Source organism: Streptomyces sp. B5E4, assembly GCF_039871555.1.
Classification (GTDB): domain Bacteria; phylum Actinomycetota; class Actinomycetes; order Streptomycetales; family Streptomycetaceae; genus Streptomyces.
Genome location: NZ_JBDPMI010000004.1, coordinates 69637 through 81698 on the forward strand (window position 1 = coordinate 69637; position 12062 = coordinate 81698).

Sequence of the window (12062 nt, forward strand, 5' to 3'; positions counted from 1 at the left end):
CGATCAAGGGCAGGGCAGTCGTGGCGACACACGTTCGTGCCATACGTCACAGTACCCGGAACGGGCGATTTCACTGCAACGGGCCCTGGAAGACGCAAGAGCTGGGGCACGTACGCCCTCCCGGCCCGCTTTTTCCGTCGGGGCCGGGAGGACGGAAGACGGGTGCCGCGGCTAGCCGCGGCGGACCCGCTCCAGCGGCAGGTGCAGCACGGTCTCCCCGCGCGGGGCGCGGTTGTCCGCGGCGAGCCGTGCGACCTGCCCGGGGTCGAGGGCGCAGTCCAGCAGCCACACCTCGTCCACGGCACCGACGAGCGGGTTGTTGATCCCGCCGGTACGGGCGCCGGCCCGGATGCCGGTACGGGCGCCCGCGGAGACCGAGCCCGCGACCGGTCCGGAGGCGGCGGCGGGGGCCCCGTCCACGTAGAGCGTGACGCCCGTCTCGTCGCGGGTGAGCGCGACGTGGTGCCACCGACCGTCGGCGAAGTCGCCGGGGGCGGAGACGAAGGTGTTCCCGGAGCCGGTGTTCACGTGGCCCCGGATGCGGTTCTGGTCCGGCTCCAGCCGGATCCACCACTTGGCGTCCGCCGCCTCCTCGGAGTGCGCCCAGAGCACGGCCTGCTGCTGCTCCCGCTCCGTGCTGCGGAACCAGACGGCGGCGGTGAACGGCCCGGTGCCGAACGCCGGCTCGCCGGCCGGCTGCGTCTCGACGTAGTCGCCGGCGAGGCCGAGCCCGCGGCCGAAGGGCCCGCCGACGCGCTCCGGGCTGCCGCCGACGACGGCGTCGCGGCGGTGGCCGGAGGCGTCGGGCGTGGTCGAGGGCCGCGGCGGCGGGGTGTTCAGCAGCGGGGCGGGCACGTGCGCGTAGGTGATCCGCCGGTGGTACGGCTGCAGCCCGTCGCCGGTGGGCGTGCGGGCGCCGTTCTCGTAGAGCACGCCGACACCGCCGGCGGCGGGTACGAGGTCGGAGTAGCCGGCCGGGCCGTCGTGGACCTGCGGTCCCTCCCGCCAGTTGGCGCCGTCGTCGCGGCTGGTGCGCAGGGTGAGGTTCTCGCGCGCGGTGGCGTGCCGGGGTGCGGAGAACACCAGCCGCCGGGCCGGGTCGGAGGCGGCCGGGAGCGTGAGTACGGCGCCCTGGACGACGGGCGCGAGGAGGTCGGGCACCTCGCGGTACGGGGCGTCGAAGGTGGCGCCGCCGTCGGTGCTGACGGTGGCGGCGCGGGAGCCGGGGCTGCTGCCGTGCTGGTCGCGGGTGTTGAAGTAGACGGTGCCGTCGGACAGTTCGGTGGCGGAGGTCTCGTTGGGGATGACGGTGCCGTCGGTGACCTCGTCGACGCCGCCGAGGCGCCAGGTGGCGCCGCCGTCGTCGCTGTAGAGGGAGTGGCCGCCGAAGAGGTGCTTGTCGGGGCAGGCGCCGCCGGGTTCGGGGGCGCGGGAGTGGTTGCCGGGGATGACGAGGCGGCCGGCGTGCGCGCCGCGGGTGAGCTGGGTGCCGTGGCCGGGGCCGCCGACGAAGTGCCGCCACCCGGGCCTCTTGACGTCGGCGGTGATCTCCCGCGGTTCCGACCAGGTGGCGCCGTTGTCGTCGCTGTGCTGGACGAACGAGCGCCGGGTCTCCTCGGCCGTCGCCCGGCCGCAGATGACGTCCTGGCCGGAGACGCCGCCGCCGGTGCGGGTGGTGTTGAGCAGGACGCGGCCGGTGGCGCGGTCCACGACCGGCACGGGGTTGCCGAACTTGTTGCCGCCGTCGTCGGCGACGACGGACAGCCCGCCCCACGTACGGCCGCCGTCCGCGGACCGCTTGAGCACGAGGTCGATGTCGCCGTCGTCGCCCGGACTGTCCACCCGGCCCTCGGCGAACGCGAGGAGCGTGCCGTCGGCGGCCTCGACGACGGCGGGGATCCGGAAGGTGTGGTAACCGTCCTCGCCGCGTTCGAAGACCGTGGAGTACGCGATGCGCGCGGCGGGCCCCGGCGCGGCCGCGGTGTCCGGCGCCGTCGCGGGCAGGGCGGCGGCCGGCAGGGCGCCGGCCAGCAGCAGCCCGCCGGCGGCGAGTCCGACGGCTCTCGACGTGCCTCTGCGGCGGGCGGGTCGGCGGGCGGAGGGAGGAACGGGTGCGGACATGGTGCTCCCTTCAGGGGTGGGTGTCACCGGAGGAGGTCCAGGCGGCGGGGCCGCCGGCGTCGAGGGCCCGGCGGACGGCCGCCGCGTCGTGCGCGCGGGGGGCGGCGCGCGGGTCCCGGCCGGGCGCCGCGGCGGGTACGGGGCCGGGGACGCGGGGGGCGTTCTCGTCCAGGCGCGTCGGCACCGGGGTGTCGAACACCGCCCAGCGCCACAGCGCTTCGCGCAGCTCGGCGGCGGCACCCGCGCAGGCGGGGTCGGCGAGCCGGTCGGTGAGCTCGTACGGGTCGGACGTCAGGTCGTACAGCGCGTCCTGTGCCGGCTCTGCGGCCAGCAGCAGCTTGTGCGTACGGGAGCGGGCCATGAGCACCCGGCCGCGCCGCCGGTCCTCGGCGAAGACGTACCCGTCCCCCGCGGCAGGCCCGGCGAGGTCGTGCCCCGCCAGGGCGCCGGACGCGGCGACGCCGCACGCGGCGAGCACCGTGGGGGCCACGTCGACCAGCGAGGCCGGGGCGTCGCTCACCTCCCCGCGGCGGCCGCCGCCGCGGGCCCCGGCCGGGTACTTGACCAGCAGCGGCACCCGCACCAGCGGGTCGTACATCGGGCCGTCCTTGAGCAGCAGGTGGTGGAAGCCCAGGTACTCGCCGTGGTCGGAGGTGAACAGCACGAGGGTGTCGTCGTAGAGCCCGCGCCGGCGCAGGGTGTCCAGCAGCCGGCCGACGTGGTGGTCGAGCTGGGCGATGGAGCCGTAGTAGTGCGCGAGGACGGTACGCAGCACGGGCTCGGTCAGCGGGCCGTAGTCGAAGTACGCGCGGGCGTGCGGCAGATCGGCGTCGGGGATGGCGGGGGTCCAGCCCGGCGGAAGCGTGAGCGCGGCGGGCTCGTGGAGGGTGTCCCAGGGGGCGGGCGGATCGAAGGGGTGGTGGGGTTTGACGAACGAGACGTGCAGAAGCTGCCCGCCGCCGTCGTCCCACGCGTCGAGTTCGCGCAGGGCGTGCTCGCCGATCCAGGTGGTGGAGTGCCACTCCTCGGGCAGGTCGGAGCGGCCGGTCCCGTAGGTGTCCCGGTAGCCCGGCGGCGCCTGGGGACGCAGCGTGAGTTCCTGGTCGAGCAGGTCGACGACGTCGGCGAGGCCGGCGGCGCGCAGGTCGCGGTGGTAGTCGTCGTCGTAGCGGCCGGGGCCGTGCTGTTCGGCGAGTTGCAGGCGGTCGTAGCCGACGTCCAGATAGGTGGGGGTGAAGTGCATCTTGCCGACGGCGGCGGTGCGGTAGCCGGCGCGGCGCAGGGCGCGGGGGAAGGTGTCGAGGGCGGGGTCGAGGGTGCTGTGGTTCGTCCAGGCGCCGTGCTGGTGGGCGTAGAGGCCGCTGAGCATGGTGTAGCGGGAGGGGGTGCAGACGGGGTACGGGCAGTACGCCTCGGTGTGCCGGACCCCGTCGGCGGCGAGCAGGTCGAGGGCGGGGGTGCGGACGTCGGGGTGGCCGGCGGCGCCGAGGCAGTCCCAGCGGTACTGGTCCGCCTGGACGACCAGCACGTTGGGGCGGGCGCCGGACCGGCCGGGCGGCACGGGGTGCGGCGCCGGGTGCGGCGCGGTCACGCGGACGGCCCGTCCGGGAAGCCGATGCGGCCGAAGTCGGCGCGCAGGGCGTCGAGCTGGGCGTCGTCGAGCGTGCCGAGCGGCTCCCGGCACGGGCCGCAGTCCACCCCCGCGAGCCGGGTCGCCGCCTTGAAGCCGGGCAGCTCACCGGCGTGCCGGGAGGCGGCGTCGATGGCGGCCTGGGCGAGAAGCTGGCAGGCGCGCGCCCGGTCCGTCTCGCCGCGTTCGAGATGGCGGATGAGCCGCAGGTAGACGGGGGCGGCGAAGTTGTACGCGGAGCCGATCGCGGCGCGCGCCCCGACCCCGGCGGCGGCGAGCAGCAGCCGGGCGCTGCCGAAGTACATCTCGTACCTGCCCTCGGCCCGTTCCAGACATCGCTGGAAGTCGGCCAGGTCGTTGTCCGCGTACTTGATGCCCGCGAAGGTCGGGATGCGCCGGGCCGCCTCCGTGAGGAACGCGCTGGCCGGCACCTGCACCCCGGTGACGGACGGTATGTGGTAGTAGATGAACGGCAGTCGGGGGGCCGCCGCGGCCAGCGGGGCGAGGAAGTCCGTGAGCGCGGCGGCGTCCCGGGGCCGGTGGAAGTACGGCGGGACCGCGGAGACCGCGCGGGCGCCGCTCGCCTGGGCGTGGGCGGCGAGGGCCTGCGCCTCGGCGAGGCTGGTGTGGCCGACGTGTGCGATGACGTCCATCCGCCCCTCCGCCGCCTCGCACCACCGCTCCAGCAGCGCCTTCCGCTCGGCGCTGGTGAGGGACGCCCCCTCGCCGGCGGTGCCGCCGACGTACACCGCCGGGCAGCCCCAGGCCGCCACCGCGTCCGCCTGCTTGCCGACGGTCTCCAGATCGAGGCCGCCGTCCGGGCGGAAGGGGGTGAACACCGCGGTGAGCAGGCTCATCACCGGGCTGCCGGCGGCGTAGTCGAGCGCTTTCATACGGGACCTTTCTCGGAGGACGGGGGTCGGGCGGGTACGGGCGTGCGGCCGCGGGGGCCGGCGGTGGGCCAGGGCGGCAGCGCGGACGGGCGAGTCGGCCGGAGGGAAGGACGGACGGAGCGCGGACGGGTGGGCAGACGGGCGGACGGAGGGCGGACGGCCGTGACCGGACTGTGCCGAGCGGCGGGCGGGCCGGGCGGTGGCGGGGCCGCAGGCAGCGAGGCGGACGCCGCGCCGTCCGCCGGCGGCGACCGGACGAGGCGTCCCTCGCCCGGCGACCGGCGTGCGACGGCGACCGCCGGCTGCCCGGCGGCCCCCGCCACGGGACCGCCATCGGCGATCACCGCCCGACCAGCCGGACGACTACCGCCGCGCGACGACCGCCCGGCGGCCACCACCGCCCGCCCCCGCTACGCGGTGTCGGTACGGGTGAGGTCGAGGAAGTCGCGCTTGTCGACGGCGTAGCCGCTGACGTTCCGGTCCAGCGCGGCCAGCGAGGGCCGCGTGGCGATGCCGACGGCCCACGCCTCGTCGACGAGCACCGCGTTCAGCTCCGCGTACGCCGTGGTCTGCGCCTCGGGCGTGAGCGCGGTGCGGCTCGCCTCGACGGCCGCGGCGTAGCGGGCGGGGACGCGGGCGCCCATCATCACGTTGTCCTCGGTGGGCAGCATCTGCCGCCCGCGGGAGATCAGCGACGGGCTCTGCAGGTTGTTCGGCTGCGCGGCGATGCAGCACTCCAGCTCCCCGGCGAACAGCGCGTCGAGGAACGCCGTCTCCTCCATCGGCTGGAGCGTCAGCTCGAAGCCGATCTTCTCGAAGTCCGCCTGGATCGCCTGCACGATGTCCTTGGCACCCGGCTCGGGACCGAACGCGGCGGTCGCCTTGCGCGGCCCGCCGGCGGCGTCCAGCAGCTTCTTCGCGGCGTCGAGGTCGAAGCCGTGGGAGTCGAGGTAGCCGGAGTCGAACGCCGGGGACTCCGGCATGAACGCGGTGTAGACGGGCTTGCCGAGGCCGAAGCGGACCTGGTCGATGATCCGGTCGCGGTCGATGGCGCGGGCGAGGGCCCGGCGCACCTTCTTGTCGTCGAACGGCGGCCGGGCACCGTTCATGAAGAACAGGTCCATCCGGCCGGCGCCCTGGACCAGCGTGAAGCGGTCGCGCAGCCGGTCGGCGTGGCGCAGCGACAGGTACACGGCGCCGTCGAGGTCGCCCGACTCCAGCGCGCCGACGAGGGACTCCTCGTCGCGGAAGAAGCGGAACTCGACCTCGTCCAGCCGCGGTTCGCCGCGGTCCCAGAAGCCGGGGTTCTTCTTCAGCCGCAGCAGCCGGTCGCGGCGGAAGTCCGCCAGCAGGAACGGGCCGGAGCCGGCCGGCTTCTTCTCCAGCACGGCGACCTCGTTCTGCCCCGCGGGGACCAGCGGGAAGGCGAACATCCAGTCCAGGACCAGTTCGTCGGGCACGGCCTCGGCGAAGTCCAGCCGCACGGTGCGGTCGTCCTCTGCGGTGGCCCGGTCGATGAACGCGGTCGTCGCGGCCAGCGTGAACCCCGTCTCCGGGTCCTTGGCGCGCTCGACGCCGGCGACGACGTCGGCGGCGGTGACCGCCTTGCCCGACTGGAAGTCGCTCGTGCGCAGGGTCACGGTCACCGAGGTGTGGTCGGCGGCGAACTCCCACGTCGAGGCGGCGGCGGGCTTGGCCGTGTAGTCGTCGGTGTAGTCCAGGAGGTAGGTGTAGAAGGTGTGGATGTGCAGGGCGGTGTTCGTCTGGTACGGGTCGAACTGCATGATCTGCGTGGTGCCGAGGGTCAGCCGGCCGGACGCACCGCCGGACCGGCTGCCCTCGCCGCAGGCGGTCAGCAGCGGTACCCCGGCCAGCGAGCCGGCTCCGGTCAGTCCGGCGGCCTTGAGCAGGGAACGCCGGCTGAGCCGTGGCGCGGGTCGTGCCATGACAGGACTCCTTTTGACGTAGTGCGTGCGCGGGTGTCGGGGGGAGCGGGGTGCGGAGGAGTCGGTACGGCGGTCAGGCGAGCCGGATCCGCGGGTCGAGGTACGCGTAGAGGACGTCGACCAGCAGGTTGAGACAGAGGAAGGCGGCCACGACGAAGAGCACGCCGCCCTGCACGACCGCGTAGTCGCGCTCGCCGATCGAGGTGTAGAGGAGCCGGCCGAGGCCCGGGTAGTTGAAGACGGCCTCGATGACGACGGTGCCGCCGAGGAAGCCGCCGAGCTGGATGCCGACGACGGTGACGGTCGGCAGCGCGGCGTTGCGCAGCGCGTGCCGGCGTACGACGTAGCGCTCCGGCACGCCCTTGGCGCGCGCGGTGCGGATGTAGTCCCGGCCCATCACCTCGCGCAGCGAGGCGGCCAGGAAGCGGGCGAGCACGCTGGAGGCGTGCACGGCGATCGCGAGCGCGGGCAGGATCGTGGCGCGGACCGCACCCACGGGGTCGCTGAACAGCGGCACGTAGTCGCTGGCCGCGGGGAGCGCGCCGAGTCGCACGGCGAAGACGAGGATGAGCAGCAGGCCGAGCCAGAAGGCGGGGATCGCGAGCCCGGCGGTGAGGTACGCGTCGGCGGCGCGGCCGGCCCACGAGCGGGGGCGCAGCGCGACGACGGTGCCGGCGGGGATGCCGATGAGCAGGGTGAGCGCCATGGCGAAGGCGGCGAGCTGTCCGGTGGCCGGAACGGTGTCCAGGAGGGTCGAGCGGACGGTTTCCGCGGAGAAGTACGAGTCGCCGAGGTCGCCGGTGACCGCGTTGCCGAGCCAGGTGACGTACTGCTGGACCACCGAGTCGTCCAGGCCGAGCCGTTCGCGGGTGGCGGCCAGTTCGGCCGGGGCGGCGTCGGGGCCGGTGAGGACCGTCGCCGGGTCGCCGGGGAGCGCGAAGACGAACGCCCAGACGGCGAGGGAGCCGAGGAACAGCACGAGGGCGAACTGCAGCAGCCGCCGGATGAGGTACGCGTACATCTAGATCGTTCCCTCCCGGGCCCCGCCGGTCACGGCCGTGCCGAAGGCCCGTTGCAGCCCGCGCCCCACCCGGTCGAGGCAGAAGACGGTGAACGCGAGGCAGAGCCCGGGGAAGACGCCGTACCAGGGGCTCTGGTGCAGGTACGAGCGGGCCTCCTGGAGCATCCCGCCCCACGAGGGCGCGGGCGGCGGGGTGCCGAGGCCGAGGAGGCTGAGGCCGGACTCGACGACGACCGCGAGCGAGGCGGTGACGACGAGCTGGACGAGGATGGGGCCGAGGACGTTCGGCAGCACGGTGCGGACCATGGTGTCGGCGGCCGGTGCGCCCATGCCGCGGGAGGCGACGACGAAGTCGCGCTCCCGGATGGAGAGCGTGGCGGCGCGGGTGAGCCGGGCGAACTCCGGTACGGCGCCGACGCCGATGGCGAGGATGAGGTTCAGCCGGCCCGGGCCGAGGACGGCGATGATGACGAGCGCGAGCAGGATGCCGGGCACGGCGAGCAGCAGGTCGGTCAGCCGCATGGCGACGGCGTCGGCCCAGCGGCCGACGTAGCCGGCGACGAGGCCGAGCGGCACGCCGACCAGCGCGCCGAGGGCGGCGGCGCCGAACCCGACGAGCAGCGAGGCACGGGTGCCGTGGAGGACGCGCGAGGCGATGTCGCGGCCGAGTTCGTCGGTGCCGAGGAGGTGGGTGGCGGAGGGGCCGAGGAGGTTGTCGGCGCCCTGTTCGTTGGGGTCGAAGGGGGCGACCCAGGGGGCGAGGAGGGCGAGGAGTACGAGCAGGAGCAGCCCGGCGGCGCCGGCGAGCGCGGAGCGGGAGCGGGCGAAGCGGCGGGCGGCGGCGAAGCGGGGCGCCCTGGCGGGCGGGGCTGCGGCGGGGGTCTTGGTGAGGGCGGTGCCGGTCATGAACTCACCTCGCGCCGTGAGGGATCGACCGCGGGGCGGACCTCGGCGGCGGAAGAGGCGGACGTGGGGGCGGCGCGGCGGAGGCGTTCGGCTGCACGACCGGCGGAGGCCGTGTCCGTCGCGCTCGCGGGTGGGCCGGGGGCCACCGGGGTCGTGGTGGGGAAGGCGGCGGTCATGAGTGCACCTCGCGGAGTACGGGGCCGGCCGCCCGCGGGGCGCCGGCGCCGCGGAGCGTTTCGGCGAAGTGGCAGGCGGTCAGGCCGCCGTCGACGGCGCGCAGCGCCGGCTCCTCGGCGGCGCAGCGCTCCTCCGCCAGCGGGCAGCGGGTGCGGAAGCGGCAGCCCGACGGAGGGTCGGCCGGGCTCGGGACGTCGCCGCCGAGCGGGGCCCGGCGACGGGTCTCGCGGCCGACGGGGTCGGGGGCGGGCACGGAGTCGAGCAGCGCGCGGGTGTACGGGTGGCGGGGCCGGCCGTAGATGCGCTCGACGGGGCCGGACTCGACGATCCGGCCGAGGTACATGACCGCGACCTCGTCGGCGACCTGCCGCACGACGGACAGGTCGTGGCTGACGAAGAGGTAGGCCATGCCGGACTCCTGCTGCAGGTCGGCGAGGAGGTTGAGGACCTGCGCCTGCACGGAGACGTCGAGCGCGGAGACCGGCTCGTCGAGGAGCAGCAGCCGCGGGCGCAGCGCGAGGGCGCGGGCGATGGCGACGCGCTGGCGCTGCCCGCCGGAGAACTCGGCGGGGTAGCGGTCGGCGTGCTCGGGGCGGAGGCCGACGCGGTCGAAGAGGTCGAGCACGCGGTCGCGCCGCTGGGGGCGGCTGAAGCCGCCGGCCAGGCGCAGGGGTTCGGCAACGTTGTCGCCGACGCTGAGCCGGGGGTTCAGGGAGGCGAAGGGGTCCTGGTAGACCATCTGCACCCGCTGCCGGATGCGCCGCAGCTCGCCGCGGCCGGCGCGGACGAGGTCGTGCCCGGCGACGGTCAGTTCCCCGCCGCTGGGCTCGACGAGCCGCAGCAGCATCCGCGCGAGCGTCGACTTCCCGCAGCCGGACTCCCCCACGAGCCCGAGCGTCCGCCCGGCGGGTATCCGCAACGACACCCCGTCGACGGCGTGCACGTACCCGGAGGTGCGGGCGAAGACCCCGGTGCGGAGGGGGAAGAGCTTGCGCGCGTCCCGCACGTCGAGCGGTGCGCCGCGCGGCGCGGAGCCGCCGTCCGGCGGGGTACCGGACTTCGCCGCCGCGCTTCGCGGCGAGGCCGAGGACGTGCCGGGCGCACCCGGTGCCGGAGGCGACGCGGAGGCCCCCGCGCCAGCGGCCGGGACGGCCGGCTTCGCCGCCGCACCGTGCGGCGGAGCCGCAGGTGGCGGGTCGGCGGACTCCTCCGTCGCACCACGCGCCGGCGAGGCCGTCTCCTGCAGCCCGTCCACCGCGGTGCCGGACGCCCCGTGAGCCGGCCGCGACCCGGCCGCAGACGCCCCCACATCCGACGCGGGGCCACCGGCCCCTGCCCCGGCGCCCCGCGGCAGAGCCGTGGGCGGATGCTCGCCGCCGCCCGGCCCCAGGGCGGACTTCTCCGGCTCACCGGGCCGCGACGAAGCCATGCCCTGCGACCCGGCACCGCCACCCGCCGCGCCCGCGTCGCGCGGCGCGGGATCCCGCTCGGGGCCCGCCGCCCTCGGGGGCGGGCCGGCCTCGTCCGGGTAGTGGCACGCGCTCAGGCCGCCGTCGGTCGCCACCGGCTCCGGGCGCTCCTGCGCGCACCGCGGGCGGTCGTGGCCCACCGGGCAGCGCGGGGCGAACGCGCAGCCCGGGGTCACCTCGATCAGGTCCGGGGGGCGCCCCGGGATGGGCGTGAGGCGGTCGGCGCGTACGTCGAGGCGCGGCAGCGACGCCAGCAGGGCCGCGGTGTACGGGTGCCGCGGCCGGGCGAAGACGTCGTACACCGTGCCGGATTCGACCACCCGCCCGCCGTACATCACGCACAGCCGGTCCGCGGTCTCCGCCACCACCCCCAGGTCGTGGGTGATCAGCACGGTCGCCGCCCCGGTCTCCCGCGCCGCCCGCCGCAGCACGTCGAGAATCTGCGCCTGGACGCTGACGTCGAGCGCCGTCGTCGGCTCGTCCGCGATCAGGACCCGCGGCCGGTTGGCGATCGCCATCGCGATGACCGCCCGCTGGCACATCCCGCCGGAGAACTGGTGCGGGTACGCGTCGTACCGCCCGGCGGGGTTCGGCACGCCGACCTCGTCGAGCAGTTCCACGGTCCGGGCCCGCGCGGCGGGCGCGGACAGCGTCCGGTCGTGCACCCGCAGCGCCTCCGCGATCTGGTCGCCGACGCGCTGCACCGGGTTGAGCGCCGAGCCGGGGTCCTGGAAGATCATCGCCACCTCGCGGCCGAGCACCGCGCGCAGTTCGTCCGCCGGCAGCGCCAGCAGGTCCGTACCGCCGAGCAGCGCCTGCCCGGCCACCCGCCGCACGTTCCCGGCGGACAGCAGCCCCAGCGCGGCCAGGGCCGTGACGCTCTTGCCCGAGCCGGTCTCGCCGACGACGCCGAGGGTCTCGCCGGCGGCCACGTCGTAGCTCACGCCGTCCGCCGCGCGTACCACGCCGGCCGGGGTGTCGAACTCAACGGTCAGGTCCCTGATGCTCAGGGCCGACCCCGTGTCTGGTGCCACCGGCTCCCCCTATGGGAACGTTCGGAGTCTGCAAGATATCCTACAAGTTCGGGACCGTAGGTTCACGGTGCGCCGCTGTCAAGAGCCGTGGTAGGACGGGGATTCGCGAGTGGACGAGAGAAAGCGGGAGTCGTCGGTGCAACCAGCGTTCAGGCGGGTGGGGACCGCACCCCCGCTGCACAAGACGGTGCAGGACGAGATCAGGCACTACATCATCAAGCGCGGGCTGCGGCCCGGCGACCCGCTCAAACCGGAGGCCGAGCTGGCCCGGCTCTTCGGCGTCAGCCGCAACTCCGTCCGGGAGGCGGTGAAGGCCCTGGAGTCCACGGGCGTGCTCGAAACCCGTCGCGGCAGCGGGGTGTTCGTCCGGGACTTCTCCTTCGCCCCGCTGCTCGACAACCTCCCGTACGGACTGATGCAGGGCCCCCGCGCGCTCGTCGAGCTGGTCGCGCTGCGCAAGGCACTGGAGTCCGGGATGATCGCCGATGCGATGAGGTCGCTGACGCCGCAGAGCGTGGACTCGCTGCGCGAGGTGCTGGCCGGGATGCGGGCGGCGGCGGACCGGCACGAGGAGATCGCCGAGCTGGACCGGGAGTTCCACCGGCTGCTCTTCGCCGACCTCGGCAACTCGATGCTGCTGCAGCTCTTCGACCTGTTCTGGGTGGCCTACCACCGGGCCGCGCCCACCGCCCCGCACCGCGACCCGGAGGTGATCCACGACCTGCACGCCCGTATTCTCGACGCGGTGCTCAGCGGCGATCCCGAGCAGGCCAGGGAGGCCGTGCGGCAGCACTACGTGGGCATCGAGGAGCGGGTCGCCGGGTCCGCACCCTGACGGGCGCGGGCGGCCCGGCAGGCCCCTCCC

8 protein-coding genes are annotated in these 12062 nt (G+C 75.4%); 1 reads left to right on the forward strand and 7 read right to left on the reverse strand.

Annotated elements, in window-relative coordinates:
• Positions 1 to 171 precede the first annotated feature (171 nt).
• From ABGA99_RS07570 to ABGA99_RS07600, 7 genes are all read right to left on the reverse strand, one after another.
• Positions 172 to 2121: a sialidase family protein gene (locus ABGA99_RS07570; protein WP_347582360.1), complete on the reverse strand. Its 1950-nt coding sequence runs from the start codon at positions 2119 to 2121 to the stop codon at positions 172 to 174.
• Between the two features lie 10 nt (positions 2122 to 2131).
• A complete protein-coding gene (locus ABGA99_RS07575; protein ID WP_347582361.1) occupies positions 2132 to 3712 on the reverse strand; it encodes a sulfatase-like hydrolase/transferase in 1581 nt (526 codons plus the stop codon).
• Complete coding sequence (locus tag ABGA99_RS07580; RefSeq protein ID WP_347576533.1) at positions 3709 to 4644, reverse strand: dihydrodipicolinate synthase family protein; 936 nt, start codon at positions 4642 to 4644, stop codon at positions 3709 to 3711. The genes ABGA99_RS07575 and ABGA99_RS07580 overlap by 4 nt, the downstream gene beginning before the upstream one ends.
• A gap of 410 nt (positions 4645 to 5054) precedes the next feature.
• Positions 5055 to 6590 carry an ABC transporter substrate-binding protein gene (locus tag ABGA99_RS07585; RefSeq protein ID WP_347582362.1) on the reverse strand — a complete coding sequence of 512 codons (1536 nt, stop codon included), beginning with the start codon at positions 6588 to 6590 and terminating at the stop codon, positions 5055 to 5057.
• A 73-nt stretch (positions 6591 to 6663) separates the two neighbouring features.
• Positions 6664 to 7611, reverse strand: coding sequence for an ABC transporter permease (locus ABGA99_RS07590; protein WP_347582363.1), 948 nt, complete (start codon positions 7609 to 7611; stop codon positions 6664 to 6666).
• Positions 7612 to 8517 (reverse strand): ABC transporter permease, encoded by a 906-nt coding sequence (locus ABGA99_RS07595; RefSeq protein WP_347582364.1) that lies wholly within the window; start codon positions 8515 to 8517, stop codon positions 7612 to 7614. It lies immediately after the preceding gene.
• 172 nt (positions 8518 to 8689) lie between these two features.
• Positions 8690 to 11197: a dipeptide ABC transporter ATP-binding protein gene (locus ABGA99_RS07600; RefSeq protein WP_347582365.1), complete on the reverse strand. Its 2508-nt coding sequence runs from the start codon at positions 11195 to 11197 to the stop codon at positions 8690 to 8692.
• A 157-nt stretch (positions 11198 to 11354) separates the two neighbouring features.
• Here ABGA99_RS07600 and ABGA99_RS07605 point away from each other — a divergent pair, with 157 nt between their 5' ends.
• Positions 11355 to 12032, forward strand: coding sequence for a FadR/GntR family transcriptional regulator (locus ABGA99_RS07605; RefSeq protein ID WP_347576538.1), 678 nt, complete (start codon positions 11355 to 11357; stop codon positions 12030 to 12032).
• The last annotated feature ends 30 nt before the right edge of the window (positions 12033 to 12062 follow it).

Excerpts from the sequence above, each read along its gene's own strand:
- ABGA99_RS07570 (WP_347582360.1), bottom strand. The coding sequence starts at position 2,121 with ATGTCCGCACCCGTTCCTCCCTCCGCCCGCCGACCCGCCCGCCGCAGA.
- ABGA99_RS07595 (WP_347582364.1), bottom strand. The coding sequence starts at position 8,517 with ATGACCGGCACCGCCCTCACCAAGACCCCCGCCGCAGCCCCGCCCGCC.
- ABGA99_RS07590 (WP_347582363.1), bottom strand. The coding sequence starts at position 7,611 with ATGTACGCGTACCTCATCCGGCGGCTGCTGCAGTTCGCCCTCGTGCTG.
- ABGA99_RS07580 (WP_347576533.1), bottom strand. The coding sequence starts at position 4,644 with ATGAAAGCGCTCGACTACGCCGCCGGCAGCCCGGTGATGAGCCTGCTC.
- ABGA99_RS07585 (WP_347582362.1), bottom strand. The coding sequence starts at position 6,590 with ATGGCACGACCCGCGCCACGGCTCAGCCGGCGTTCCCTGCTCAAGGCC.